At 67.7% G+C, this 26,410-nt stretch carries 25 protein-coding genes; 15 read left to right on the top strand and 10 right to left on the bottom strand.

The annotated features are described in order from the left end of the window. Positions 1–16 precede the first annotated feature (16 nt). The 3 genes from ABZW96_RS34345 to ABZW96_RS34335 form a co-directional block, all read right to left on the bottom strand. On the bottom strand, positions 17–913 hold the full coding sequence (locus tag ABZW96_RS34345) for an HNH endonuclease (protein WP_355080616.1): 897 nt from the start codon (positions 911–913) through the stop codon (positions 17–19). A gap of 250 nt (positions 914–1,163) precedes the next feature. Next, entirely contained in the window at positions 1,164–1,520 is a 357-nt protein-coding gene (locus tag ABZW96_RS34340; protein WP_355080614.1) for a hypothetical protein, read from the bottom strand. Between the two features lie 210 nt (positions 1,521–1,730). Beyond that, positions 1,731–1,943: a hypothetical protein gene (locus ABZW96_RS34335; RefSeq protein ID WP_355080612.1), complete on the bottom strand. Its 213-nt coding sequence runs from the start codon at positions 1,941–1,943 to the stop codon at positions 1,731–1,733. A 127-nt stretch (positions 1,944–2,070) separates the two neighbouring features. On the opposite strand from ABZW96_RS34335, the gene ABZW96_RS34330 reads away from it, so the two are divergent. From ABZW96_RS34330 to ABZW96_RS34320, 3 genes are all read left to right on the top strand, one after another. Then, positions 2,071–2,409: a hypothetical protein gene (locus ABZW96_RS34330; RefSeq protein WP_355080610.1), complete on the top strand. Its 339-nt coding sequence runs from the start codon at positions 2,071–2,073 to the stop codon at positions 2,407–2,409. 368 nt (positions 2,410–2,777) lie between these two features. Then, on the top strand, positions 2,778–4,088 hold the full coding sequence (locus ABZW96_RS34325) for a hypothetical protein (RefSeq protein WP_355080608.1): 1,311 nt from the start codon (positions 2,778–2,780) through the stop codon (positions 4,086–4,088). Then, positions 4,085–4,630, top strand: coding sequence for a GNAT family N-acetyltransferase (locus ABZW96_RS34320; protein ID WP_355080606.1), 546 nt, complete (start codon positions 4,085–4,087; stop codon positions 4,628–4,630). The genes ABZW96_RS34325 and ABZW96_RS34320 overlap by 4 nt, the downstream gene beginning before the upstream one ends. A gap of 136 nt (positions 4,631–4,766) precedes the next feature. Here the strand turns inward: ABZW96_RS34320 and ABZW96_RS34315 are convergent, their stop codons facing one another. Both ABZW96_RS34315 and ABZW96_RS34310 read right to left on the bottom strand, forming a co-directional pair. Further along, a complete protein-coding gene (locus ABZW96_RS34315) occupies positions 4,767–5,786 on the bottom strand; it encodes a Gfo/Idh/MocA family oxidoreductase (RefSeq protein WP_355080604.1) in 1,020 nt (339 codons plus the stop codon). Between the two features lie 56 nt (positions 5,787–5,842). Next, positions 5,843–6,844 carry a LacI family DNA-binding transcriptional regulator gene (locus tag ABZW96_RS34310; RefSeq protein WP_355080602.1) on the bottom strand — a complete coding sequence of 334 codons (1,002 nt, stop codon included), beginning with the start codon at positions 6,842–6,844 and terminating at the stop codon, positions 5,843–5,845. Positions 6,845–7,098: 254 nt separating this feature from the next. Between ABZW96_RS34310 and ABZW96_RS34305 the strand changes: the two genes are divergently transcribed. The 9 genes from ABZW96_RS34305 to ABZW96_RS34265 all read left to right on the top strand — a co-directional run bounded on the left by ABZW96_RS34305 (position 7,099) and on the right by ABZW96_RS34265 (position 16,898). Further along, positions 7,099–7,995 (top strand): TIM barrel protein, encoded by an 897-nt coding sequence (locus ABZW96_RS34305; RefSeq protein WP_355080601.1) that lies wholly within the window; start codon positions 7,099–7,101, stop codon positions 7,993–7,995. 11 nt (positions 7,996–8,006) lie between these two features. Beyond that, entirely contained in the window at positions 8,007–9,014 is a 1,008-nt protein-coding gene (locus ABZW96_RS34300; RefSeq protein WP_355080599.1) for a sugar ABC transporter substrate-binding protein, read from the top strand. A 10-nt stretch (positions 9,015–9,024) separates the two neighbouring features. Then, positions 9,025–10,068, top strand: coding sequence for an ABC transporter permease (locus ABZW96_RS34295; RefSeq protein ID WP_355080597.1), 1,044 nt, complete (start codon positions 9,025–9,027; stop codon positions 10,066–10,068). Further along, a complete protein-coding gene (locus tag ABZW96_RS34290) occupies positions 10,065–10,847 on the top strand; it encodes an ATP-binding cassette domain-containing protein (RefSeq protein WP_355080596.1) in 783 nt (260 codons plus the stop codon). Before ABZW96_RS34295 ends, ABZW96_RS34290 begins: the two co-directional genes overlap by 4 nt. A gap of 16 nt (positions 10,848–10,863) precedes the next feature. Beyond that, positions 10,864–11,802, top strand: coding sequence for a 5-dehydro-2-deoxygluconokinase (gene iolC / locus ABZW96_RS34285; protein ID WP_355080594.1), 939 nt, complete (start codon positions 10,864–10,866; stop codon positions 11,800–11,802). Between the two features lie 581 nt (positions 11,803–12,383). Further along, entirely contained in the window at positions 12,384–13,277 is an 894-nt protein-coding gene (locus tag ABZW96_RS34280) for an aldolase (RefSeq protein WP_355080592.1), read from the top strand. 220 nt (positions 13,278–13,497) lie between these two features. Beyond that, positions 13,498–14,388 (top strand): 5-deoxy-glucuronate isomerase, encoded by an 891-nt coding sequence (gene iolB, locus ABZW96_RS34275; protein ID WP_355080590.1) that lies wholly within the window; start codon positions 13,498–13,500, stop codon positions 14,386–14,388. Further along, a complete protein-coding gene (gene iolD / locus ABZW96_RS34270; protein WP_355080588.1) occupies positions 14,385–16,226 on the top strand; it encodes a 3D-(3,5/4)-trihydroxycyclohexane-1,2-dione acylhydrolase (decyclizing) in 1,842 nt (613 codons plus the stop codon). Before iolB ends, iolD begins: the two co-directional genes overlap by 4 nt. Before the next feature lie 468 nt (positions 16,227–16,694). Further along, positions 16,695–16,898 (top strand): cold-shock protein, encoded by a 204-nt coding sequence (locus ABZW96_RS34265; protein WP_014987157.1) that lies wholly within the window; start codon positions 16,695–16,697, stop codon positions 16,896–16,898. Positions 16,899–16,966: 68 nt separating this feature from the next. On the opposite strand, the gene ABZW96_RS34260 is transcribed toward ABZW96_RS34265, so the two are convergent. Then, positions 16,967–17,605: a dihydrofolate reductase family protein gene (locus ABZW96_RS34260; RefSeq protein ID WP_355080586.1), complete on the bottom strand. Its 639-nt coding sequence runs from the start codon at positions 17,603–17,605 to the stop codon at positions 16,967–16,969. A gap of 110 nt (positions 17,606–17,715) precedes the next feature. On the opposite strand from ABZW96_RS34260, the gene ABZW96_RS34255 reads away from it, so the two are divergent. Further along, entirely contained in the window at positions 17,716–18,228 is a 513-nt protein-coding gene (locus tag ABZW96_RS34255) for a helix-turn-helix domain-containing protein (protein WP_355080584.1), read from the top strand. A gap of 3 nt (positions 18,229–18,231) precedes the next feature. On the opposite strand, the gene ABZW96_RS34250 is transcribed toward ABZW96_RS34255, so the two are convergent. Together ABZW96_RS34250 and ABZW96_RS34245 are read right to left on the bottom strand one after the other, a co-directional pair. Beyond that, positions 18,232–19,038, bottom strand: a complete 807-nt coding sequence (locus ABZW96_RS34250) for a nucleotidyltransferase domain-containing protein (protein WP_355080582.1) — start codon at positions 19,036–19,038, stop codon at positions 18,232–18,234. A 51-nt stretch (positions 19,039–19,089) separates the two neighbouring features. After that, on the bottom strand, positions 19,090–20,280 hold the full coding sequence (locus tag ABZW96_RS34245; protein ID WP_355080580.1) for an MFS transporter: 1,191 nt from the start codon (positions 20,278–20,280) through the stop codon (positions 19,090–19,092). Between the two features lie 93 nt (positions 20,281–20,373). Here ABZW96_RS34245 and ABZW96_RS34240 point away from each other — a divergent pair, with 93 nt between their 5' ends. Continuing rightward, positions 20,374–21,300: a LysR family transcriptional regulator gene (locus ABZW96_RS34240; RefSeq protein WP_355080578.1), complete on the top strand. Its 927-nt coding sequence runs from the start codon at positions 20,374–20,376 to the stop codon at positions 21,298–21,300. Between the two features lie 909 nt (positions 21,301–22,209). On the opposite strand, the gene ABZW96_RS34235 is transcribed toward ABZW96_RS34240, so the two are convergent. Together ABZW96_RS34235 and ABZW96_RS34230 are read right to left on the bottom strand one after the other, a co-directional pair. Next, complete coding sequence (locus ABZW96_RS34235; protein WP_355080576.1) at positions 22,210–23,919, bottom strand: alpha/beta fold hydrolase; 1,710 nt, start codon at positions 23,917–23,919, stop codon at positions 22,210–22,212. Positions 23,920–23,994: 75 nt separating this feature from the next. Beyond that, positions 23,995–24,549: a TetR/AcrR family transcriptional regulator gene (locus tag ABZW96_RS34230; RefSeq protein ID WP_355080575.1), complete on the bottom strand. Its 555-nt coding sequence runs from the start codon at positions 24,547–24,549 to the stop codon at positions 23,995–23,997. Between the two features lie 143 nt (positions 24,550–24,692). On the opposite strand from ABZW96_RS34230, the gene serA reads away from it, so the two are divergent. Then, on the top strand, positions 24,693–26,291 hold the full coding sequence (serA, locus tag ABZW96_RS34225) for a phosphoglycerate dehydrogenase (protein WP_355080573.1): 1,599 nt from the start codon (positions 24,693–24,695) through the stop codon (positions 26,289–26,291). Positions 26,292–26,410: the final 119 nt, after the last annotated feature.

Below are 26,410 nucleotides of genomic sequence, written 5' to 3'. Positions count from 1 at the left end.
ACTTTGACCGCCCTGGTCAGCTAGCTTCCTTGAATTCGGCAAACCGTTCCTCGAGTCGCTCTGCCGATGGCCAGTCCTTCCGCCGCCGCGGTAGTGCTAGTGGCTGACCGTCCATTGCTTGTAACCCGTAACGTAACATCGGACCCTTGCCCGGGTCCTGCATCAGCTGTGTGCCGACGTGGATTTGGTATCTGGGAGAGATACCAATCAGATTGCTGTCGTAGGCGGCGTGGTGGATTTTGCAAAGACTCAGGCCATTGTCGACATCTGCCGTGCCGTGTTCCTTGCCGTCTCCGATGATGTGGGCGGCGTCCAGCAATTGCGCGTGGCGTACCTTGCACATCGCGCAGCGGTTGTCGTAGGCCAGCAGAACCCGACCTCGGAACTCCGGCTGGTGTAGTCGTTGCTTCGTCACGCGTTGGACGTAGGCGCGCTCGATCGGTTTGAGATGTAACGGATCGCTGACTTCTCGCAGACTCTCGTCCAGCGCCAGGATGAACCGTTTACCCGGCTGGTCGTCCGCAACGACGTAGACAGGAAATACGGGGACGTACCGGATCGCTGAACCGATCTTGATCCATCGCAGCAGGATGATGGGTAGTGCTAGCTCGTACGCGCGCCTCAACTTGGTGTTGTCGCCTCGGATATTGCCATCTCGATATGCATAGGCATAGAGAGAATCGCCAACCACCTCATCGTCGTAGGGGCTGTCGGGCTTCGAGAGAATCGACAAGGTGGCGGCGAATTGCGAAGGATTCCAGATTCCCTTGTTGCGGTCGATCAGCCGATAGGTCTCGGTGCCGACCTCGAACTCGGTCAGCTCCTCGCGAGTCAGCGAACCCTGCTCCTCGACTCGTCGCGTCAGGTGATCGAAGATCATCTGACGCAGCTCGCGCTCCACCTCGCTCTCCATGTATGGAGTGTGCCATGGTCACCCGAGCTCGACTGCCTAACGGGGTTCCTGCGTCAGAGTGCCCCGTGGACACAGCTTTTCATAGGACGGAACTGGCTGTTCCCGGTGGACGAGACCACCTCGAACTTGAGCTCTGTTGGCCCTGGTGAAGGGGAGGAAGGGACACTGAGAACCAGTTGAAATGGAAGGCCCGGCGTACTGCCGGGGCCTCTCGTCATTCTGCGACAGCTCCCAGGCTGCCTATGGACTGTCAGCAGGGTCCGGGAATCCGGTGCCGCTGCTGGTCTGCGATCCACCATGACAGTGCTCCGAACCCGGCGCCGACCAACGCAGCGGGGACGGCACCGATGATGAAGATGGGCAGTCCGGCGAGGGCACCGATCGCGGCACCGATACCGGCGCGGAGTTCCATGGTGTCCCAAGGCATCATGCACATCGATACCGGCTGACCCGTCGCGTCGACGGTGACCAGGATGGCGGCAGGCGCTGCGGCTGCCTCGGTAGTCACAGTGGAGATCGCAGCGGCCGGAGCTTCGGCGTAGGCGGCCGCTACGCTGCTTCCGGCGATCAGGGTAGTCGCGATTATGGCGGCGGTGAACAGTTTCATGGCATCCCTTCGATCGGTGCTGCAGGGCGACCTTCATGTCGCAGGAAAAGCGGTGTCGGGCAGTTACTTAGCAGCCGACTCCACGCCTGCAGGCACGGCGAAGACGATAACCTGCACCAGGCTCTACTATCGGGCGGTCGCCCTAAGGAGGGACTGGCCAGATGCGATCCCGCTATTCGAGTCTCTCCGTCCGTGGGTGTCATCTTTGGGTCACGTCTGAGCGGACATCGGTTCAGCCAGTGCTCTCGAGCCGAGCTGGACCACCTCGGCCAGTGTGACGCGGTCGAGCATCAGCTCGAATTCGTTGCCCGAAGTACCGAACACGAAGGTGACGTAATCGCGGTGCTCATCGACAACGGTTCTCACGGGGCAGCCTTCATACGTGCTGACCCAGCTGCCGATGGTCAGTCGGTCCCCTGTCATCGTTGCTTCTTCTCGCCTATCGCGCTCGACGTCGACGAGGCAGGGCACATGCCCGGATGGCTTCGATTACAGCCAGCCCTGACGGGCGGTAACTGTCACGTGGCGGGTTCACCCACACTCGAAATCCATGGCGGTCGGCGGGCGATGGGAGTGCGATTTGGGCGCCGAGTCTGGCGACGGACGCGTTGAGGCGGAACAGTTCGCCGAACAGAGCCATGTCGTCGTTGGGGACATCCGGTATGACGAGGAAGGTCCACCGCTTGGAGCGGGGATGCGAGACGATCGGGCCGGGCCGAATGCCGCGCCCCTGCATGTGAACTTTGATGGAAGCGCCGAGTTCGGCTGGAACGGTGATTCCTCCGACGCTGCCCGAGGGGATGAAGATCTGGCGGAGTTGCGGCTGTACACGCGCAGGCAGACCGCAAATCTCCCTGTAGAAACGGCATCTCGACATCAATGTGTCTGACGGTATGCCGTGCACGAGTGGCGTTTGGTGCGTCGCGCCACCCGTCGCATATCTGTGTACGGATCGCATTCCTTGCCTCCTGCTCCAGTCGATCGAAGACGAGCACCTGACGCCGCAAAGCCTGAAAGCGCTTCGGCGCGGGATGCTGTGGCTACCTTCCGCCTCGAAGTGGCTCTGCGGGAACGCCTGTTTGGGGGAGGCCAAGGGGAGAATCGGGGGATGTCGGGCTGGTTCGGGTCTGGCGGCCTGGGGCGGATGCAATGATTTGGCTGCGGGTTACCGAACGAGGGGGACGGGACTTGTCTGAACCGAATCACCAGCTCAGAGCGGCACGAGCACGAACGAAGTCCGAAGTCACGGGGCATCCGTTGTCTCGCGCAGAGCTCGCCGACGCGGTGAACGCCTGGGTCTATCGGCGAACAGGTCGGGCTGTTCAACTGTCGGGCAACTACATCGGGAAGTTGGAGCGCGGCGTCTTCCACTGGCCGAACGCGGACTACCGCGCCGGGCTGAGGGCCGTACTCGGCGTCGCGACTGACGCCGAACTCGGTTTTCGCCCGGTCGAGCGCGGAACCGGCGGCGATACCATGGAGTCGGACGATCCACCGATGTTCCTGCCGAGCGCGGCGAAAGAGGTTGACGACGTGCAACGCCGAACCTTTCTGCTCAGCGCGTCAGCCGCCGGTGTCGGTATGGCCTTCGGATTGGAGTCGGCTCGGCACGGCCTGAATCGCGCCGTGTCAGAGGGTGTTCCGATCGTTCTGGAGGACTGGAACGAGATAGTCCGCGAATACGGAGCCGCATACGTCACCCACACGTCCACCGAGTTGCAAGAGATGCTGTTGGTGGATGTCCTGAACCTCGAGGCGGCGCTCGGTCTATCGCGGAGCGCCAGCCAGCGCCGCGAGCTGTACAAGATAGGCGCTCTTTTGAGCCAGTACATGGCCCAATCCATCGGAGATCTCGGCCGCCGACGCGAAGGAGCACGGTGGTGGCGCACGGCTCGCTACGCCGCAGACTGCTCAGGCGATCCCCACACCCTCATGTTCGTGCGGGGACGCAAAGCCATCCGGGGGATCTATGACGGACTGGATCCAGAAACCATCATCGATGAGATCGGCAAATGCGATCCCCTGATCGCGGACGGTCCGGCAGTCGGGAGACCCAGCCTGCTTGCTGCGCGGGCTCAGTCCTTCGCTTTGTTGGGTCGCGCGGAGGAGGCGGAGTCGTCATTGAACGATCTGCGGGAGACATTCGCAGCTCTGCCGTCTTCCATGACCAAGGATCACGGCTGGCACTGCTGGGCATATCCGGAAGAACGAGTCAGATTCACCGAAAGCTTCGTATACTCCCATCTCGGCGATAGCCGCCGGGCAGAAGAGGCGCAGGCGGCGGCGCTCAACCTGTATCCGCCGAATAGTCGGCGCGGGCCGGTCCAGATCGAGTTGCAGCGTGCCATCTGCTTGGTCTCGGCAGGAGACCCAACTGAGGGTGCTGGTCATGCAACTACCACCTTGGCGGGTTTGCCGATCGAGCACCGGACGCGGTTTGTCATGGGTTTGGGGGAACAAGTCCTCGCGGCCGTACCGAAGGGTCAGCGGCGCATGCGCAGCGCTCGGGAACTCCACGAACTACTGCGGGACGACGCCTTTTGTCGTGAGAAGGCCATCGGGTCATGACCTCGCGCCTGCTAGATCTCGCCCACTACGACGCCGCTGAGGCACTCGAACTCGAAGACGAACTCAAGGCCCTGTACTTCGACTCCCACCGCGAGCAGCAAGACAACCCGTGGTACAGCCCAGTGCGATTCTGGGAACGACTCGAAGAAATGTACGCACCGATAACAGGCTTCGAACTGGTCGCGGGACGAATAGACGGCCGGATGATCGGCTATGCCTTCGGCACTCCCTACAGCAGACCACAAGCGGTGTGGAAGAAAGCAATTCGGGTCTACCCGCAATCGGCCCCGGAAACAGAGGGCGCACCCGTCTACATCTTTCGCGAGTTCGCCGTACATCCCGACTACCAAGGCCAAGGTTTCGCGAGGACCATCCACGATGCCTTGCTGACGCGGCGGCCGGAATCACTGGCGTACCTGCTGGTGCGAGTCGGCAACCCGGCCCGCGCCGCATACGAGGCATGGGGTTGGCGCGTGATCGGCCAAGACCAGCCGTTCGCCGACTCTCCGATTATGGATGAGATGGCCCGGCTGTTGAGCTGACTCATCCATTGCCGGTCACGTGCGCCCGCAGGAAGAGCGCAAGCTCATCGAATAGCTCCGCGATGCCCATATGAGTCTTCCGCCGACAACCTGATCACTGAATCGGAATGTCGGCTCCACCGACCCCGGGTATCTCTCAGCGCCGTACTTCTGCTATTTCGACAGCCCTACCCTGTCGCCGCGACAGCTCGCATGCCTCTGCTACATAGAACGCCTCCAGAGCCTCCGCCGGAGTGCAGGGGCTATCGAGCCGCCCGGCCGCAACCTCGATGAACGCCGCCAGCTCCTCCGCATACGCCGGACGGAACCGTTCCATGAAACCCCCATAGGGAGGGTAGGGGGAGGGATTGTGATCGGGTTCGACGGAAATCAGCGGCGAGCGGTCGTCCAATCCGACGATGGCATTCCCGCTGGAACCCAACGCTTCCAGCCGAACGTCATACCCAGCCCCGTTGTACCGGGTCAGCGATACGGTGGCCAGCGTCCCATCATCCAGACGCAGCACCACCACCGCCGTGTCGACGTCATCCGCTTCGGCGAAGAACGCCGCGCCCCGGTTCGCCCCGAGCGCATACACCTCGACGATCTCCCGCCCCGTCACCCACCGAATGATGTCGAAATCATGCACCCCGCAGTCGCGGAAGATCCCACCCGACCGCGGAATGTACTCGGCGGGCGGCGGGGCCGGATCGAGTGTGGTCGCCCGCAAGGTATGCAGCCACCCCAGCTTGCCGGAGCGGATCGCTTCGCGCGCCGCCCGATAACCGGCGTCGAACCGCCGTTGGAAGCCGATCTGGACGGGAACCGAGGAGTTGCGGGTGTGGTCGATGACGGCGAGCGTGCCGGTGATGTCGGCCGCCACGGGCTTCTCGCAGAAGACGGGGATCCCCGCGTCGACCGCGCGGATGATGAGGTCCGGGTGGGAGTCGGTGGCGGTGGCGATGATCAGGCCGTCGAGGTCGGCGGCGAAGAGGGTGTCGAGGTCGGGGGCGAATTCGACGCCGAGGACGGCGGCGGTGGTGCGGGCGCGGTCGGCGTCGGCGTCGGCTACCAGGACGGTGGCGACGTTCGGGAGCTTCTTCAGGGTCTCGGCGTGCGAGGTTCCGATGCGGCCGGTTCCGGCGAGGCCCAGCGTGACGGGTCGGTGAGGTGACATCGGCTCTCCTTATATATGGACGCGACGTGTGTCGGCGGGCCTCCGGGCCCGGTGGTTCAGCGTGGGGCGGCTGTGGTGGAGCGGACGACGAGTGACGGTTCCACCCGGCGGCGCGCTGGGGTGGTGCGGCCGTCGCGGAGTCGTTCGGTGAGCGCGTCGATCGCTAGGCGGCCCATCTGGATGCGGGGCTGGTCGATGGTGGTCAGCGCGACGTGACGCAGTGCGGCAAGCGAGGTGTTGTCGTAGCCGACCACCGAGACGTCCTCTGGCACCCGCAGGCCCGCTTCCTCCAGCGCGGACATCGCCCCCACGGCGTTGAAGTCGTTGCCGCAGACCAGTGCGGTGGGGAAGTTGTCGTGGGAGAACAGGTTCAGCAGTTTGCGCACCGCGGCCATGCCCGCGGAGTCGGTGTGCTCGCTCGGCACGACCATCGGTTCCAGGCCGTGGCGCTGCATGGCGGCGCGGTAGCCCTTGCGGCGTGGGGCCGAGGTGAAAGCGCCGCCGCCGTCGAGGTGCACGATGCGCCGATGTCCGAGCATGACCAGGTGGTCGACGGCCAATCCGGTGCCGACCTCGCCGTTGTCGTTGACCGTGTCGATCTCGGTGACGGTGGACGTGCGGGATACCAGCACCAGCGGAGCCTGCTGCGCCGCTGCGCGAATGGCGGCGGCGGGCAGGATCGGCGACAGCAGGATGATGCCCCCGGGACGGAAGGAGAGCAGGCTCTCCAGCGCGGTGCGCTCGCGGGCGGCGGTGCGTCTGCCGGTGTTGAGGATCAGTTCGAGGCCGGCGGCCTGGGCGGCGGCGTCCATGCCTTCGACGACGTCGGCGAAGAAGGCGTTGCGCAGGTCGGAGACCATGACGCCGACGATGTTGGAGGTCCGGCTGGCCAGCGAGCGCGCCATGATGTGCGGTTGGTAGCCGAGGTCTTTCGCCGCGTCGAGCACGGCGCGGCGACGGTGCTCGCTGACCTTCGGGGAGTTGCGCATGACCAGCGAGACGAGGGCGCGGGAGACGCCGGCGCGGGCGGCGACATCTTCCATGGTCGGTCGTGCCATGTCGCCTCCGTTCCGCGTTCGCAGGCCTTTTCGGCTCGGACGATACAAGCTCCGCGCGGGCTGATCAATAGAGCGCTCTAATCGGACTTCACGAGTGGCGTATCGGTTCGGGCGAGGCGCTCACAGCCGAATATCGCCTGGTAATTGCGTGTTGGCGGCGCGCTGACGACTCTTGACACGCTATGACCTGCGTTACATAGTTGGAGCGCTCCAATAGAGCGGTTCACCTCGACGTCGAAGGTCGGAGAGCACCGATGACCGAATCCCTCTACCCGCTGCGCATCGCGGCCGCGCCGATCTCCTGGGGAGTATGCGAGGTCCCCGGTTGGGGCCACATGCTCGACGCGCACACCGTCTTGGCGGAGATGGCCGCACTCGGCCTGACCGCGACGGAACTCGGTCCTCCCGGCTATCTGCCACGCGACCCAGGTGAGCTGCGCCGGTTGCTGGAGACCTTCGGACTCACCGCCGTCGGCGGATTCCTCGCCGCCGTGCTGCACCGCGACCGGCAGGACGCCGTCGCCCGCGCCGAGGACACCGCCGCCCAGCTGGCCGCCGCGGGCGCTGAAGTCCTCGTCCTCGCCGCCGCGACCGGATTCGACGGGTACGACGCGCGCCCGCAACTGGACGGCTCCGAGTGGAGCGCCTTGGTCGACACGGCCACCGCGATCCGGGACGTCGCCGCCGCGCACGGCCTGCGCACGGTGCTCCACCCGCATGTCGGCACCCATGTGGAGAGCGAGGCCGAGGTCGAGCGGTTCCTCGCCGATTCCGATCTCGACATCTGCCTGGACACCGGGCATCTGCTCATCGGCGGCACCGACCCGGTCCGGCTCGCGCGACGGCACGCGGAGCGGATCGGGCACATCCATCTCAAAGACGTGCGCGGCGCGCTGGCCGATCAGGTCCGTGCCGGAAAGCTGGACTACAGCTCGGCCGTGTGCCGTGGGCTGTATGTGCCGCTGGGCGAGGGCGAGGTCGACATCGCGGCACTCGTGCACACCGCGCGGGCCGCGGGCTACCGGGGCTGGTACGTGCTGGAGCAGGACACCGCGCTGCGACCGGGCGAGTCGGCGCGGCAGGCGAGCGACGACACCGGGCGCAGCCTGCGCCACCTCGCGGACATCGCGCTCGCCGCCGCGGGAATCTGAAGGAAGCGACGATGTCTCCGACACCACAGCGCTGCCTCACCGCGAGAGGGCGGCGTTCGAGCCGCCTGCTGCCGTGGATCGCCACGGCCGCGCTCCTGGCCGCGTGCACCGGCCCCGGCGCCGACGCGCCCGCGCCCTCGCAAACACCGATGGCCGCTGGGACGGTGGAATCCGTCGCGGTGGTGACCCACGGCAGCCCCGGCGACGCGTTCTGGAACGTCGTCAAGAACGGTGCGGAAGCGGCGGGCAAGGACCTCGGAATCCGGGTGGAGTACAACGCCTCCGGTGATCCCGGCCAGCAGGCGAAGCTGATCGACAACGCGGTGGCGCAGGGCGTCGACGGGCTCGTCGTCTCCATGGCCAATCCGGAGGCGCTGCGGCCGTCGGTGGAAAAGGCTGTCGCAAAGTGCATTCCGGTTGTGACCATCAATTCGGGCGAGTCCGAGAGCGCGAAGTTCGGCGCGTTCGTCCATGTGGGACAAAGCGAATCGCTGGCCGGGCAGGCCGCGGGCAGACGGCTCGCCGAGGCGCGGCGCACCAAAATGCTGTGCGTCATCCACGAAGCGGGCAATATCGGCGCGAACGAGCGCTGCGCGGGCGCGACCAAGGCCTTCGGCAATGCCACCACGCTCCAGGTGGACATCAACAATCCGACCGACGCGCAATCACGGATCAAAGGAGCGCTGGAGGCCGACCGCTCCATCGACGCGGTTCTGACGTTGAACTCGCAAGTCGCCGCGCGAGCCGTGGACGCGGTGCGGGAAGCCGGTTCGGCCGCGACCGTCGCCACCTTCGACCTGAATTCCGATGTGGTGGAAGCGATCCGGGCCGGGAAGCTGCTGTTCGCGGTGGATCAGCAACAGTACGAGCAAGGCTATCTGCCGATCGTGCTGCTGAAGCTGTACCGGACGAATCTGAACACCGCCGGAGGCGGCGCTCCGGTGCAGACCGGACCCGGTTTCGTCGACAAGAGCAATGTGGACGCCGTCGCCGCGCTCGTCGCGCAGGGCACGCGATGAGGTGGATGAAATGACCGTTGCCACAAAGACACCCGACCGGACCCAAGACACGGGCCGCTCACCGCTGCAACGCCTGGCCGTGCGGCCGGAGATCGGCGCGGCGCTGGGGGCGCTGCTGGTGTTCGTCTTCTTCTCCGTCATCACCGACCGGTTCCTGAGTCCGCTCGGCGTCGCGACCTGGCTGGACGACGCCTCCACGCTGGGCATCATGGCGGTGGCCGTGGCCCTGCTGATGATCGGCGGCGAGTTCGACTTGTCGGCGGGCGTGATGACCGCCTCCACGGCGTTGGTCACCGCCCTGCTCGCGGTGCACGCCGGCTGGAACGTGTGGGTCGCGCTGCTCGCTTCGCTGGTGTTCGCGCTGGTCGTCGGCGCGTTCAACGGCTGGGTGGTGATGCGGACCGGCCTGCCCAGCTTCATCGTCACCCTGGGTACGTTCCTCGCCCTTCAGGGCCTGAATCTCGGCGTGACACGGCTGGTCACCGACACGGTGCAAGTATCGGGGGTGCGCGGCGCGGACGGCTACCAGTCGGCGGGCTGGGTGTTCGCCTCGACACTCGATATCGGGGAAGCGCACCTCCAGGCGTCGGTGGTCTGGTGGGTCGTGCTCACCGCGATCGCCGCGATAGTTCTGGTCCGCACGAGGTTCGGCAACTGGATCTTCGCCGTCGGCGGCGCGCTGCCCAGCGCCCGCGCGGTGGGCGTGCCCGCGGATCGCACCAAGATCCTGCTGTTCATGGGCACGGCGTTCGCCGGCTGGGTGGTCGGCTCCTGCAACATCCTGCGGTTCGCGAGCGTGCAGGCCAACCAGGGCGTCGGGCTGGAGCTGCACTACATCATCGCCGCCGTCGTCGGCGGGTGTCTGCTCACCGGTGGCTTCGGTTCGGCGGTGGGGGCCGCGATCGGCGCGCTGATCTTCGGCATGGCGCGCCAAGGCATCGTGTTCGCCCGCTGGGACAGCGACTGGTTCATGCTGTTCCTCGGTGTGCTGCTGCTGGCTGCGGTGCTGGTCAACAACCGATTCCAGAAACGAGCCGAAAGGGTGCGCCGATGACTTCCCTCATCGAGGCCGTCGACCTCGGCAAGAGCTACGGCGGCGTGGTCGCCCTGCGCGAGGTGTCGACGGTGGTGAACGCGGGCGAGGTGACCTGCGTGCTCGGCGACAACGGCGCGGGCAAATCCACGCTGATCAAGATCCTCGCCGGAGTGCACCGGCACGACCGAGGCGAACTGCGCGTCGAGGGCGAATCGGTGCGGTTCGCCTCACCGCGCGAGGCGTTGGATCGCGGTATCGCCACGGTGTACCAGGATCTCGCGGTGGTGCCGTTGATGAGCGTGTGGCGCAACTTCGTGCTCGGCTCGGAGCCGACATTCGGATTCGGCCCGTTCCGGCTGCTGGACCGCAAGAAAGGCTGCGCGATCGCGCGAACGGCGTTGGCGGATATGGGTATCGAGATCCGCGACATGGAACAGCCGGTCGGCACGCTGTCGGGTGGGCAGCGGCAGTGCGTCGCCATCGCGCGGGCCGTGCACTACGGCGCGAAGGTGCTGATTCTCGACGAGCCGACCGCCGCGTTGGGCGTGAAGCAGGCGGGGGTGGTGTTGCAGTACGTCGTGCGGGCACGCGAACGCGGGCTCGGCGTCGTGCTCATCACGCACAACCCGCACCACGCCTATCCGGTCGGTGACCGATTCCTGCTGCTGAAGCGGGGCGCGATGCTCGGCTCGTACGAGAAATCGGAGATCGACCTGCCGGAACTGACCCGCCAGATGGCGGGCGGGGCGGAACTGGAGGCGCTGCAGCACGAACTGCGACGCGTGGTGACGCCGTGAACGAGGAGGCGGATTCGTGACCGAGCTGGAGGCGTTGACCATCGGCCGGGTCGGGGTGGACCTGTATCCCGAACAAAGCGGCGTCGCCTTGGCACAGGTGCGCAGCTTCTCGAAGTTCCTCGGCGGCACCGCGACCAACGTCGCCGTGGCCGCCGCCCGGCTCGGTCGCCGTACGGCGGTGCTGACCAAGGTGGGCCCCGACGGCTTCGGCGACTTCGTGCGCACGACGCTGGAGGACTTCGGCGTCTCGTCCCGTTATGTGACGACCGCGCCGAACCTCCAGACGCCCGTGGTCTTCTGCGAGCTCACGCCGCCGTCCGATCCGCCACTGCTGTTCTACCGCGCGCCGATCGCGCCGGACCTGACCATCACTCCGGACGAAGTGCCCTGGGAAGTCGTGGATGCCGTGCCCCTGCTGTGGGTCACGGGTACCGGAGTGAGCGCGGAGCCGGGGCGCGGCACGCAGCGGGACATATTGCTGCGGCGTGCACGACGCGGGCATACGGTGCTCGACCTGGACTACCGGCCGATGTTCTGGCCGGATGTCGAGACCGCGCGGACCGAGATCGGGTGGATGGTCGACCATGTGAACGTAGTGGTCGGAAACCGTGCCGAGGTAGAGATGGCGGTGGGCACCGCTGACCCGCACGCGGCGGCCGATCGGTTGCTCGCCCGTGGAGTGCGCCTCGCGGTGATCAAGCAAGGCGGCGACGGCGTGCTGGTGGCCACCGGCGAGGAACGTTGGACGGTGCCGCCGTGCCGCGTGGACGTGGTGTGCGGGCTCGGCGCGGGTGACGGATTCGGCGGCGCGCTGGTCCACGGCCTCCTCTCGGAGTGGGACCCACGACGCATCGCTACCTACGCCAACGCGGCAGGCGCCCTGGTCGCCGCGCGTCTGGCCTGCGCGGACGCGATGCCCACGGCCGCGGAGATCGAGGAACTGCTGTGCGGCTGAAGTCGCGAGGGCGGGGCGAAGGGGCTGTCGTGCCGGTGTCCGACGGCTCTGGGGCGAGTCACTGCGCGTGTGTGCGAGGGATGCCCGTCGGGACGGAGCGCAGCTACGGGCTCCGGCAGCTCGGTGGCCCGCGAAGCGCAAGTGCCGCTATCCGATCCATGGTCTGCTTTCGGATCGGCCTCGCGTGCACCGACACCAACGCCGACACGATGGGCGCATCGGCCGCTTCTTGCCCAGCGTGCGGCGGATGCGATGGCACACGGACGCGGAGATCGAGCATCTGCCAGGCAGCCGCACCGAATGGGGAGCGGCCGTGTTGTGGAGCCGGGCTGGAATTCCGGGGCAGCCGCACCGAATGGGGAGCGGCCGTGTTGTGGAGCCGGGCTGGAATTCCGGGGCAGCCGCACCGAATGGGGAGCAGCTGTGTGGTCGAGCCGGGCCGGAAATCAGGGGCAGCCGCACCGATGGAGACTCAGCTGTGCGGTTGAGCTGGGCCGGCAATCGAGAAGCGGCGCGCGGACCGATCTGTGATCGAGCCGCGGACCGTGGCTGAGCACTGAGTGCGGGAAGGAGTAACTGTCATGCATGTGACCGACGAACGCTGGCGTGAGTTACTGCACGTGCGCGCGACGGACCCCGCCGCGGTCGAACGGGCCTACGCCGAACGAGTACGCCGCGCCGACTTGTTGGCGGGCAAGCAGACCTTGTTCCTCGTCGCCGCCGACCACCCGGCCCGCGGGGCGCTGGGCGTCGGCGCGGATCGCACGGCCATGGCGGATCGGCGCGCGTTGCTGGAACGGCTGCTGATCGCGCTGGCCGACCCGGATGTCGACGGCGTGCTCGGCTCGCCGGACGTGGTCGAGGAACTGTTGCTGCTGGACGCGCTCGACGACAAGGTCGTGATCGGTTCGATGAACCGCGGTGGGCTGGCGGGCGCGGAGTGGGAGATCGACGACCGCTTCACCGGATACGACGCGGACTCCATCGCGCGGTTCCGGCTCGACGGCGGCAAAATGCTGCTGCGCCTGGTCGACTCCGACGCGGGCACCGTGCCGACGCTGCAAGCTTGCGCGGAGGCGGTCTCGGAGCTAGCGGCGCACGAGCTGATGGCGATGGTCGAGCCGCTTCCGTATCACCGGGACGGCTCCGATGCGCTGGTGATGAGCAAGGACGCGGTCTCGCTGTCGCGGGCGATCACGGTGGCCTCCGGACTCGGCGTCACCTCGGCCTACACCTGGCTGAAGATCCCCGCACCGCAGGATATTTCGGTACTGGACGCCACCACACTGCCGGTTCTCGTGCTGGGCGGTGCACCGTCCGGAGATCCGGCGGTGGATCGAGCGCTGTGGGGCGGGGCGCTCGGCCACGACGTTGTTCGCGGTCTCGTCGTCGGCCGCACCCTGCTGTACCCACCGGACGGCGACGTCGCCAGGGCGGTCGAAACCGCCGCCCGCTTGCTGAAAGAAGCCCGATGAGGCGGGACAGCATCCGGGTACCGGCCTCGCGATGTGCCACAGACGGCGGCGATCGCTCACCGACAGAGCCGATCCGAGCGGTTCCCGTCGTTCCTGCCGTGTACAGCACGGGCACAGTCTCCGACCACTGGCACGGTCGTCGGCGAAGGGGTCGGCCGAATGTGTTCGCCCGGCGAGGCGACCGAGTTGCCGGTTCTGGATCGAGCATGGAGGAGGTGCGATGACACTGCATCGTCCGGAAGGAACGCTGCGTCATGACGGTGACCCGATCCTGCTGACTCCCGACGACGCCGGATGGACCTATGCCGGGCTGCGGGTGCTGCGGATCGACGCGGGCGAGTCGCGGACAGTTCGGACGGGGGAGTTCGAGGCGTTCGTCCTGCCGCTGTCAGGGGCGTGCACGGTACGCGTCGACGGGGAGACCTACGCGCTGACCGGCCGGGAATCGGTCTTCACCCGAGTGACGGATTTCGCCTACGTCCCGCGCGACGCCGAACTGGAACTCGTGGCCGAGGGCGGCGACCTCGAGGTAGCACTGCCGATGGCGCGATGCGGGAAGCGGCTCGAGCCGAGATACGGCCCTGCCGAGGAGGTGCCGGTCGAAATCCGAGGCGCGGGAAGCGCGACGCGTCAGGTGACCAACTTCGGCATACCCGGTGTGTGGGAACACGCGGACAAGCTCAACGCCTGCGAGTTGATCACCCCGGACGGCAACTGGTCGTCCTATCCGCCGCACAAGCACGACGAGGCCAGCGCCTGCGAGGTCGTCAACGAGGAGATCTACTACTTCCGCATCGCCGGACGGGACGGCATCACCCCGTCCCGCGAGGGATTCGGTATGCACCGCACGTACACCGCCGACGGCACGGTGAACGAGAACGTCGTGGTCCGCGACGGTGACGTCGTCCTGATCCCGCGCGGTTATCACGGCCCGTGCATCGCCGCGCCTGGTTACCCCATGTACTACCTCAACGTGCTGGCCGGTCCGGCGCCCGAGCGATCGATGGCGTTCTGCGACGACCCCGCGCACAGCTGGGTGCGGGCGCGCTGGGACGCCGAGCCGATCGATCCGCGCTGCCCGGTCACTTCCCACGAAGGACGGATCGGATGAAGCTCACCACGGCGCAGGCGCTGGTGGCCTGGTTGATCGCCCAGCGCTCGGAGACACTCGACGGCCGCGAGGCGCCGTTGTTCCCCGCCGTCTTCGCGATCTTCGGCCACGGAAACGTGCTCGGCCTCGGCACCGCGCTGCACGAGCGGCGCGCCGAACTCCCCGTCTGGCGCGGGCACGCCGAAGAGGGGATGGCGCTGGCCGCCGTCGGCTATGCGAAGGCCACTCATCGGCGTCAGGTCGGTGTCGCCACCTCATCGATCGGTCCCGGCGCGCTCAACATGGTGACGGCGGCGGGCGTCGCACACGCGAATCGCCTCCCGCTCCTCCTCCTTCCTGGCGACACCTTCACCGGACGCGCGCCGGACCCGGTTCTGCAACAGGTCGAGCACTTCGGCGACCCGACCGTCACTGTGAACGACGCGTTCCGCGCGGTGAGCCGCTACTTCGACCGCGTCACACGCCCGGAACAGTTGATCGCCACTTTGCCCCAGGCGGCCGGGGTGCTCACCGACCCGGCCGACGTCGGCCCGGTCGTCCTGGCGCTTCCACAGGATGTCCAGGCCGAGACCTACGACTTCCCTGACACGCTTTTCGAGCCGGTGCTGCACCGTCTCACCCGGCCACGTCCCGACCACCGGGCACTCGCCGCGGCCGTCGCCGCACTGCGCGCCGCGCACCGTCCGCTGCTGATCCTCGGCGGCGGCGTCCGGTATTCGGGCGCGGGACGCACCCTGCTGGAATTCGCCGAGAAGCACGGCATTCCGATCGTGGAGACCACCGCGGGCCGCACCCTGGTGCCGCACGAGCATCCGCTGTACGCGGGACCGCTCGGCATCACCGGCTCGGCGTCGGCGAACGCGATGGCGGCCGACGCCGACCTGGTCCTCGCGGTCGGCACCCGGTTGCAGGACTTCACCACCGCGTCCTGGACGGTCTTCGCACGGGACGTTCGCCTGGTCACCATCAACGTGGCACGCTTCGACGCCCTCAAGCACGGCGCGCTGGCGGTGGTCGGCGACGCCGAGGCCACCGTGTGCGAGCTGGCCGGGCGGATGGGGAAGTGGCGAGTCGACGCCGAGTGGACCGCGCGAGCCGCCGAGCAGCGGGGCGCCTGGGACGCGCATATCGATAAATTGCGCGCGCCGACCCCGGGCGCGCCGAGCTACGCCCAGGTGGTCGGCGCCGTGAACGACCTGAGCGGGCCGAGCGACTATGTGCTGACGGCCTCCGGCGGCCTGCCCGGTGAACTCGTCGGCGGCTGGCGGGCGACCGGTGGCGCGCCGACCATGGACGTGGAATACGGCTTCTCCTGCATGGGCTACGAGCTGGCGGGCGCGTGGGGCGCGGCCATGGCGCGCACCGACGGCGTGGTGACGACGCTGCTCGGCGACGGCTCGTATCTGATGCTGAACTCGGAGTTGTTCTCGGCGGCCTTCGCCGGGCATCCGTTCGTCGCGGTGGTCTGCGACAACGACGGCTATGCCGTGATCGCGAGGCTGCAAGAGGGGCAGGGCGGCGAGCCGTTCAACAACTTCTATGCCGATTGCCGCACCACGCGGGAACAACCGCCGCGAGTCGATTTCGCCGCCCATGCCGCCGCTCTGGGGTGTGCCGCTTTCACCGCCGCCGACCTGGACGAATTTCGTGACGCGTACCTGCGGGCGCGGGCGACGGCGATGGCCGAGCAGCGGCCCGCCGTGCTGGTTGTGCGGACGCGGCCGTCGTCGTGGACCGACGCGGGCGCCTGGTGGGAGGTCGGCGTGCCCGAGCAGCTGCCGGGCCGCGCCGCCTACGACGAGGCGAAACCGCGCCAGGTGCGCTACCTCCGGCCGTGAACAGAACTTAATGAACAGTGCGCCCGATGGGCCACGGACCTAGGCTGAAGTAGGAGTCTAGGCGTGGTACGCTGAAATACGCTGCGGCACAAGATAACTGGTAGCGAATCCGTATCGGTTTCGAGCCGTGTCGCAAAGAAGCTCCACGCTGCCTGGCGCAGGTCGGTGGGGCATGCTCGTCAGGGAGGGTGACGGGCGTTATCCGGCGAAAAGTACGGGTACCCGACGGGCGGGCCCCGGCGATGTCGCGTGATCGGGACCCGACCGAGCGTGGGAGGTGACAGACCAGCCCGCCCCTGAGCGAGCATTGCGAGTGCACTCGCGCACGACCGAGCCGAGCGTCCTCGTGAGCGTTAGCTCACAGTTGGTGGTGCGAAACGTGAGTAATTCGTCGGATCATGGCATCGTTGATCTACGAGACCAGGGCATCTCGATAACACCACCTGGCTCGTCTACAGAAAGTATGAAATGGCTCAAGGCATTGTGAAGTGGTTCAACAGCGAGAAGGGCTTCGGCTTCATCGCACAAGACGGCGGAGGGCCCGACGTCTTCGTGCACTACTCGGCTGTGAGCGGCTCGGGTTTCCGGTCCCTCGATGAGGGGCAGCGCGTGGAGTTCGAGATCGGCCAGGGACAGAAGGGTCCGCAGGCCCAGGACGTCCGCGTTCTCTGATCGCGACTTGACTTTCGAAAGGCCCCGCACCGGGACGGTGTGGGGCCTTTCCGCTTGTTCGGAGGTCCTCACGCCTCGGAGCGGGTGAAGGTGACATGGGTGACGGCGGGGGAGTGGGTCACCGAGGCGACCTGGTAGCCGGGCAGTTCGCCCAGATCGTCGTAGAGGCGCTCGCCCGCGCCGAGCAGGATCGGGACGACGGCCAAATGCAACTCGTCCACCAGCCGCGTCCGCAGGAACTGCCGCACCGTGGAGCAACCGCCGCCCAAGCGCACGTCTTGGCCGTTCGCCGCGTCGAACGCGCGGTGCAGCACCGCCTCGGGGGTTTCGTCCACGAAGTGGAATGTGGTCCCGCCCTCCATCCCGAACGACGGGCGTGGATGGTGCGTCAGTACGAAGACGTCGTGGTGGTACGGCGGATTGTCGCCCCACCAACCCGTCCATTCGTGGTTCGGCCATGCTCCGCGAATCGGACCGAACATATTGCGGCCCATGATGGTCGCGCCGATGCCGCGATCGCCCGCGGCCAGATGCTCATCGTCGACGCCGGGATCGTTCGTGGCCTCCGGGTTGGCGTAAGGGGTCGCGAAGACCCACTCGTGCAGTCGCGTGCCGCTTTCGCCCAGCGGATTGTCCGGCCCTTGGTTCGGACCGGCGACATAGCCGTCCAGGGAGATCGCCAGGTTGTGTACGCGCAGCTTCGGCATGGCCCACTCATTCCCACTAAGTGATTGCAATTCGCAATCGGTTATGCGGCAGCGTACGTCCAACTGGTTGTATATTGCAAGCAGTAGTTGACGATCGACAGGAGTGCCGGATGCGCGAGGAGGGACGTTCGGGATGCCCGATCAACGCGACGATCGAGGTGATCGGCGATCGGTGGACGCTGCTGGTGCTGCGTGACGTGATGTTCGGCAACCGGCGGCACTTCCGCGAACTGCTGGCCGGATCGGAGGAGGGCATCGCCTCCAACATCCTGTCCGACCGGCTCAAGCGCCTAGTGGCCACCGGGCTGCTCAGCCGTGCGGACACCAGGCCCGGCCAGAAGGCCGAATACCGGCTCACCGAAGCGGCCATCCAATTGGTGCCGATCATGGCGCAGCTCGGCGCGTGGGGTCTGCGGCACCGCCCGACCACCAAGCGTCTCCGGGTTCGCGCCGAATTGCTCGAGGCGGGCGGTCCGCGGCTATGGGCGGATTTCATGGACGAATTGCGCGAGGGCCACCTCGGCATCCCGCGCCCGGATCCGGACCGTCCGACCGCCACGCAGCGACTCGCCCAGGCTTACGCCGACGCCGTCGCCGAGGACGATCGGAAAGTCGCCTCGTAGGCGTCAGCCCGCCAGTGCCTCGGAGCGGAAGAACTCCGCGGTGATCGCCCTGGCCCGAGTGATGTCCTGACCCCGAGATTTAACGAAAACATCCTCCGCACAGGCGAATTCGGCGGCGATGAACGCGGAGATCGGCGCGGGCGCCGAACCGCTGCCCATCTCGCGGGTTCGTGATTTGAGGTCGGTCAGCTCGGTTACCGCCGCCGACAACTCCGCGGGCAGTTCGCACTGCCGCAACAGTGTGGGCAGATGCATCGGCGCCACCGCCGCCCCGGGACGCTCGCGCAGCCAGTGCAGTGCCATCGCCGGACGCAGCGCGTAGAACACCTTCTTCAGCGATCCGGTGCGCTCGAACAGCTCCCACTGCTTGGCGCCCAGGTGCAGATAGTGCCGGGCGACCCTGTCACGGTCGGCGACCTCATCGGCCAGCGCGCGCAATCGGTCGCGAAACAGCGGGTCGCCGCGGTACACGATCGGCGACATCAGCCATTCGATCAGCACGGCGTTGCCCTGCACCAGCAAGCGCAGCGCTTTGGCCAGATCCCAGCCGTTCACGTCGAGCAGGTCTGTGAGCGGCGTCTCCACCACGTCGCGGGTGCGCCACGGGGACAGGTAGGTCTCCAGCGTGGCGACGTAGACGAACCGGCAGTCGTAGTCCGAATCGGGAGACGGAAAGCCCCACGCGCGGCTGCCGCTTTCGATCGCCAACCGGATCGACACCCGGTGGTCCAGCTCCACCCGGTCCAGCTCGCGATCGATGGACCCGACCACCGTCGGGTCCATCGAATCCGGTATCGCGCGCAGAGACATGGAGCGATGGTAGGTGCCGCAGCGCGGTTGTCGCAGCTGCATTTTCGTCGTTCAGGACCGGTGGACGCCCCTTCCGAGCGCGGCGACCGGCACGGCCATGAGCGCGAGCGTCCCGCCCAGCCACATGGCGGCGGCCACGCCGATCGCGTCCGCCGCCAGACCGCCGGTCAGCGACCCCAGCGCGATGGCGGCATTGAAAACACCCGCGAACAGCGCGGACGCGCCTTCCTTCGCCTGCGGCGCCGCGGCGAAGACCCAGCTTTGCGTGCTCACCGAGACCCCGCCGTAGGCCACGCCCCACACGATCATCAGCACGACAGCCCCCGGCAGGGAGGCGCCCAGCGCAGGCAAGGCGATCGTGGTCGCGGCGAGAATCGAGCCGATCGCGATCAAGGTCTTCCGCGGTGCCCGCGCCGCAGCGGTGCCCGCGCCGAAATTGCCTGCGACACCGGCGATCCCGTAGATGAGCAACAGCGCACCGAGCGTTTCCGCATCGACGCCGGTCGCTCGCTCGAGCGCAGGCCGCACATAGGTGTAGGCGGTGAAGTGGCCGGTTACCAGGAATGCGACAACGAGCAAGGCGATTCGCAAGCCGGGCTGCCGCGAAAGTCGCAACACGCCACGCAATGCCGAGGTTTCCGTCGCGGGCAGACGCGGCAGCAGCACCGCCAGAGCCGCGAGCACCAGTACTGCCAGGCAGGCCGCGGCCACGAACGCGATCCGCCACCCGGCGAGCCCACCCAAGAAAGTTCCGGCCGGAATGCCGAGCACCGACGCGACCGCGACGCCGGAGAAGACCAGCGAGGTCGCGGCGGCGACCGATCGCGCGGGCACCAGCCGCGCGGCCAGGCTCGCCGCGATCGCCCACACCCCGCCCATGCCGACGCCGACCAGCACCCGCGCCCCGATCAGCACGCCGAAGGTGGGGGCGGCGGCCGCGCCGAGATTGCCCAGCGCGAGGAGCGCCAGCAATCCGCACAGCACCACCTTGCGCTCGACTCGGCGCAGCGTCGCGGTGACCAAGGGCGCGGCCAGCGCGGCGACCAGGCCTGTCACCGTCAACGCGAGACCGGCGCGGCCTTCGCTCACTCGCAGCGCCGAGCCGATCGGAGTGAGCAGTCCGACCGGCAACATCTCGGCGGTGACCACCGTGAACGTGCCCGCTGCCACCGCGCCCACTCCGAGCCAACCGCGTAGCGACGAAACCGGCTGCGAAGCAACGACTTCTCGAACCTGTGTCATGTCTTCCAGACAAAAGGCTCCCGGTATGGGGAAACAACGGCGAAGGTCTCATAGTTCTATGAGCTGGACTCATCGACCGTGGAAGGGAAGCAGATGAGTGGGCTGGAGGTCCGTGAACTGGAAGCGTTTCTCGCGCTCGCCGAGGAACTGCACTTCGGGCGGGCCGGTGCTCGGCTGTATGTGTCGCAGAGCCGGGTGAGCCAGCTACTGCGCTCGCTGGAGCGGCGCATCGGCGGACAGCTGGTGGAACGGACCAGTCGCACCGTCCGGTTGACCCCGCTCGGCGCGGATTTCCTCGCCGCGCTGCGGCCCGCCTATGCCGCGTTGCGCGCGACGGTCGACGATGCTCGCGCCGCCGCCCGGGGTGCGGACGGGATCTTGCGCATCGGATTCCAAGGCGCGGGCAACGATCACCTGATGGCCGCGGTCGAGTTGTTCCAGCAGTGGCACCCGGACTGCTCGGCCGAGCTGGTCGAAATACCGCTGGCCGACCCGTTTGGTGCGGTGCGGCGCGACGAGGTCGACGCCGCCGTCGTGCTGCTGCCGATGGGCGAGGGAGATCTCGTGCTCGGCTCGGTGTTCGCGGGGCAGCCGCAGACGCTCGCGCTGGCCAGTGCCCACCCGCTTGCGGGCCGGGCCGAACTGTCGGTAGAGGAACTCGCCGCTCTTCCACTGATAGGAGTGCGCGCGCCCGCGCCGGAGTATTGGCGCAGAGCTCAGGCGCTCGACGTCACGCCGGGCGGTCGAAGGGTGCGCTCCGGGCCCGAGGTCGGCACGTTGGAAGAAGGTCTCGCCGCGGTGGCGGCCGGCCGCGGAGCGATGTTGCTGTGTCATCCCACCGCGGATTCCCACCGCAGACGGCCGGTGGCCTTCGTGCCGGTCACCGGGATCGCCGAGTCCCGGCTCGGACTGGTGTGGCGTCGGTATCGCGAGACACCGCGGGTGCGCGCGTTCTCCCGCGCCGTCGCGGCCACCAAGCCGTCCGAAGATGTGCGATCGGTCACTGTCGGGGCATCCTGACGGTCTGCCGCCGCGGCACCCGGAGAATCGGGAACAGGGCCGCCGACGTGGAGCCGAGCATTTCTCCGTCTACCCCTTCGACGTATTCGAAAGTTATTTGGTATCTCTATTGCCGGGTTTGTCGAAGTGGCTCGAATCACTCGGCGGCCTCATTCCCGGACGCGGCGCGAGATTCGTACGAAGTTTTTCTGGAATGTCGCATTCGACTTCTATTAGCGAGGGAAATCTTCTAGCGCTTTCGGTGTCTTGACCTGGACAAACGTATAGATTCCCAGCTCATTCGCAATGGGATGAGTGTCGTGAGTCACATTTCGATTGATATGTGGTCTGCATTACCAAACATTCGAATTCTGTAACTGTCGCCGATCCGGCGCCGACATGCCCCGTGTCAGCCAGTTCGACTGGATAAGTTTCGAGGAAGAGGTATTTCCATGATCCCCGTTATCATCGACACCGGTAGCGCTGCCCTGAACGGTCTTTTCGGCACCCTTGGCGCCGCGCTGCACGGTCTTGTCGACACCCTGTGGACGGGTTCCTTCGGCGGCCGCTGACCGACGTAACGGTCGAGCAGAGTCGACCGGGTCGCGCGCCGACCGATGGCGTGGCCGAGCGGGCCCCCGCACCTGGTGGTGTGGGGGCCCGCCGCTATGTGCGGTTGGTGGACGAGCCGGGGTGGTCGGGTTCCGCCGCGATGAGGTCCGCGCCGATGCCGGGAAGGTCGAAGCACAGTGCGGCCGCGTGTGCTGCGCGTCGACAAGCCGCGCCCCGCAACGGGCGGGATCGGCCGCGCGGCCGGGATGTCGGCGGTCGGGATCGGCCTCGTGCCGCGTGGTCAGCGGTGGGTGTGGCCCCGTGCCCTCGACGCCGGAGTCGGAGATCAGCCTTGCGCCGCGATGTCGGAGTGCGAGATCAGCCCTGCGCCGCGACGGCGGAGATCCGGCTGAGTTCTGCCGCCACCTGGGCCGGGTGGGTCAGTTGCGGGTAGTGGCCCGCGCCTTCGATCGAAATCCGCTCTCGCGCGGTCGGAGCGGTGATCGGGTCGTCGGAACCGGCGATGATCCGCACCGGCACGTCGATCCGTTCCAGCAGAGTTCGCAACTCTGCACGCCGCGCGGGAGCGCTCGCCTCGCGCAACGCGCCGACCGTTCGACCCGCGACGCCCGGCCTGCGCAGGTTCGCCGCCGCGCTCGCGATGGCGTCGCTCTCGGGCACGCCGAGCCGTTTCGACAAGGCCGCCGCCGAGCTCCGGCGCATCGCCGCGGTCGCGAGTGGCGAGCGCAGCAGCCGGCCCGACCGCGGCTGCAAGAAGGCGGGCGCGACCAGCGCCACGCCGGAGACTCGGTCGGGATGCTGCGCCGCGTACCGCAGCACCGGGCCGCAGCCGAGCGAGTGGCCGACCAGAACGGGGCGCGTGTGCACCGAAGCGAGCAATCCCGGCAGCACCGCGTCACGATCCCCGGGCGCCGAACGCCCGAGGCCGGGCAGGTCCACGACCAGGGCGGGCCCGTCCAGTTCCGCGCGCACCTCGTTCCACGACTCGCCGTCCAGCGGAAGGCCGTGCGCCAGGACGTAAGCGGGGCGGACGCGCTCGCCGCCGACCCAGACACCGTCGGCGAAACCGGCTGTCGGGTCATCGGCCACCGCGCCGAACCGGGTGGCCACGAGATGGTCGGCCCAGCCCAGGAGGGTCGCCTCGGTCGGCGGCATGGTGAGACCGGCTCGGCGCGCCACTTCCAGCGCCGCCGATGTGTCGTAGCGGTCGTCGGCGATGAAGCTGAGCGTCTCCGGGTCGGCGCCGGTGAGTGTGGGCGGAAGCTTCGAGATGACGCCGACCGGAATCGAGAACCGGGGCGCACGGACGCCCAGGTGATCCGCCAGTAGCCGAACAAGCTTCGGCAGCACGGGAGTCCGATCATCCAGAACCGTGTAGGACCGGCCCGCGGTATCGGGCAGCGTGGGCAGGCTGATCAAGAAATCCGTGAAGTAGTCCAGATCCACGATGGGCACGAAGGTCTCGGGCCCGCCGGGGAGAGCCGGGAGCCGCCCGTTCCACAGATCCTCGACGACGCTCGCCAGCCCGATGTATTGACCGGGGCCGATGACGCTGCTCGGGTTCGCGATGGTCAGCGCGACGCCGAGTTCCGCCGCCCGGCGGCGCAGCAGCGGATCCGATTCGAACTTCGACGCGCCGTACGCGCCGTTCTCGTAGTGCTGCTCCTCGGATTCCTCCACGGTGATCCGGTACCCGGTGATGTGCACGACGCGTCGCAACTCGGGGAGGGCGGCGGCCCATTCCAGCACCCGCAGCGCCCCGGTGACGTTCACCGCGTACGCGTCCTCGGGGGCGAGCCCGAAGGCGAAGCGGGCCGCGCAGTTGTACACGTCGCGCACGCCGGACGAATCGAACTCGGCGGGCAGGCCGAGGTCCGGCGCGGTCACGTCACAGGTGAGGATCTCCAACCCGCTCTCGTCCACGCCTTGTCTGCGCAGCCAACTGGTGAGCCGCTCCGCGCTGCCCGCACGCAATGCGGCGGCGACGGAATGCCCCTGCTGGAGCAGGCGGGCGACCGCATTGCGGCCGAGGAACCCGGCGGCTCCGAAAACGATGCTGTCGGACATGACATCCTCCTTACTAGACCGGTCTACATATTCTGGGGACATGGAAAACTCCTTGCGGTATCGGCGGATTCGGCCTCAGATCATGGCGCGCAGTGTGCGTTCGACCCGTTCCAAGGGTTCACGGCTTCGCTGCGCACGTGCCAGCAGCAGTGCGCCCTCGACCATCGCGAGCACCGCTGCCGCCAGATCGTCCGCATCGTCACGGCCGTCGGCCCGCAGCCGGATGCGCAGCGCCTGCTCCCATGCGGCGTAGGCGGCGGCGCACTCGGCCTGGATCGGGTCGTTCGCCGCCGCGACGTCCAGGGCGACGGTGGCGACCGGGCAGCCTTGTTGCCAGCCGGATGCTTCCAGCCGGTCGCCGAACGCTCGGAGCAGCCTGCTCGCGGCCTCGGCGGCATCGCCGGGCTCGATGGTGTCGATCAGCGCGGCGATCTCCTTGCCCGCTTGGGCGACCGCCGCCGCGACCAATTCATCCTTGCCGCCGGGGAAATGGAAGTACAACGATCCGCGCGGCGCCCCGCTGGCCGCCAGGATCTGGTTGAGCCCGGCGCCGTAGTAACCGTGCCGCTCCACCAGCGTGCGCGCCGCGTCGACGAGTTTGCCGCGAGTCTCGGTGCCTTTGACGCCCATGCGGTGACTGTAGACCGGTCTGCATATTTTTGCCAGCGTCGGGACTGACGACGGCCGCCCACCAGGTGGTAGCCGGGTCGGAAATCGCGCGCACTAAGCTGGTCGGCGGTAATTGCCGACCCCATTCCCCAGGAGTACTCCACGTGAGCCAAGCAGGCCGTCCTGTAGTTCTGATCGCCGACAAGCTCGCCCAGTCGACCGTCGACGCGCTCGGTGACGGTGTCGAGGTCCGGTGGGTGGACGGACCGGACCGCCCGGCCCTGCTGGCCGCGGTGCCCGAGGCCGACGCGCTGCTCGTGCGGTCGGCGACCACGGTCGACGCCGAGGTCCTGGAAGCCGGGAAGAACCTGAAGATCGTCGCTCGCGCGGGCGTCGGCCTGGACAACGTCGACGTTCCCGCCGCCACCGAGCGCGGCGTCATGGTCGTGAACGCGCCCACCTCGAACATCCACACCGCCGCCGAGCACGCGGTCACCCTCTTGCTGTCCGCCGCCCGCCAGATCCCGGCCGCGGACGCCACCCTGCGTGAGCACACCTGGCAGCGCAGCAAGTTCAACGGCGTCGAGATCTTCGACAAGACCGTCGGCGTCGTCGGCCTCGGCCGCATCGGCCAGCTGTTCGCCGCGCGACTGGCCGCCTTCGAGACCAAGATCGTCGCCTACGACCCCTACGTGTCGCCCGCGCGCGCCGCGCAGCTCGGCATCGAGCTGCTCAGCCTGGACGAACTGCTCGAGCGTGCCGATCTGATCTCGATCCACCTGCCGAAGACCCCGGAGACCAAGGGCATCATCGGCAAGGAGGCCATCGCCAAGACCAAGCCCGGCGTGATCATCGTCAACGCCGCGCGCGGTGGCCTGGTCGACGAGGCCGCCCTGGCCGAGGCGATCAAGTCCGGCCACGTGCGCGCCGCGGGCCTGGACGTGTTCGAGACCGAGCCGTGCACCGACAGCCCGCTGTTCGACCTGCCGCAGGTCGTGGTGACCCCGCACCTGGGCGCCTCCACCTCCGAGGCGCAGGACCGCGCGGGCACCGACGTCGCCAAGTCGGTGCTGCTGGCGCTCGCCGGTGAGTTCGTGCCCGGCGCGGTGAACGTCACCGGTGGCGCCGTCGGCGAAGAGGTCGCCCCCTGGCTGGACATCGTCCGCAAGCAGGGCGCCCTGCTCGGCGCGCTGTCCAACGAGCTGCCGGTCAGCGTGGAGGTGCAGGTGCGCGGCGAGCTGGCCGCGCAAGAGGTCGGCGTACTGGAGCTGTCCGCGCTGCGTGGCATCTTCTCCGCGCTGGTCGAGGACCAGGTCACCTTCGTCAACGCGCCCGCGCTGGCCAAGGAGCGGGGCATCACCGCCGAGGTCACTACCGCGACGGAGAGCCCGAGCCACCGCAGCGTCGTCGACCTGCGCGCCGTGTTCGGCGACGGCAGCACCCTGAACGTGGCGGGCACGCTGACCGAGCCGCAGCTGGTGGAGAAGATCGTCAACGTCAACGGCCGCAACTACGACATGCGCGCCGAGGGCCTCAACCTGGCCATCCTGAACTACGACGACCGGCCGGGCGCGCTGGGCAAGATCGGCACCAAACTCGGCGAGGCCGAGGTCGACATCCTGGCCGCGCAGCTGACCCAGGACGTCGACAAGGAGGGCGCCACCGTGGTGCTGCGCGTGGCCCGCGAGGTGCCCGCCGACGTCCAGGCCGCGATCGCCGAGTCCGTCGGCGCGGCCAAGGTCGTCCAGGTAGACCTGTCCTGATCCGATCCGGGGCGCGGCCCCGGTGAACTCGGAATCGGCGCCGCGCATGTCGTGCCACAGCTCGGCGAGCTGCAGATAGACCGGATTGTTCTTGTCCTCGGCGCGGGTGACCAGCGCGT

The sequence above is a fragment of the Nocardia sp. NPDC004168 genome (genome assembly GCF_040610355.1).
GTDB lineage: Bacteria > Actinomycetota > Actinomycetes > Mycobacteriales > Mycobacteriaceae > Nocardia > Nocardia sichangensis.
Note: the sequence above shows the minus strand (reverse complement) of the source record. Positions and strands in the feature narration are given on the sequence as shown.